The following is a 452-nucleotide window of genomic DNA, read 5'->3' on the forward strand; positions in this document are numbered from 1 at the left end:
GGCCCAGCACCTTGGTGTCCAGGTCCTTCTTGGCCGCACCGATCGAGCCATTCCAGTAGATCGCCTGGGTGATCTCTTCGCCCACGTAGGTGAAGGCGGTGGTGGTGCAGCCGTTGGCCAGCACGCCGGCATCGGCAAGCGCGTCGATCCACATCTGCCAGTCTTCACCGCCCATCACCGCGACGGTACCGGCGATCTCTTCCGGGGTAGCCGGCTGCAGGTGGGTCTCGGTCAGCACTTCCTTGTCGGTATCCAGGCCACGCAGGGTGATCGGCTCGCCGATCGGCTTCAGCGAGGAGCTGATGATCTCGCCGGTCTTCGGATGCTTGCGGCGCGGCGCCGCCAGGCTGTAGACAACCTGGTCGACCTGGCCGAGATCGGCCTTGATCATTTCGATGGTCTTCGCCTTCACTTCATCGGAGAAGGCATCGCCGTTGATGCTCTTGGCATAC

Annotated in this window: 1 pseudogene; it reads right to left on the reverse strand. The window is 63.3% G+C overall.

Features of this window, described 5'->3' with window-relative positions:
- Positions 1–452: pseudogene (locus KGA66_RS29435) on the reverse strand (bifunctional NADH-specific enoyl-ACP reductase/trans-2-enoyl-CoA reductase); the annotation flags it as partial.

The organism is Actinocrinis puniceicyclus (genome assembly GCF_018283645.1).
Classification (GTDB): domain Bacteria; phylum Actinomycetota; class Actinomycetes; order Streptomycetales; family Catenulisporaceae; genus Actinocrinis; species Actinocrinis puniceicyclus.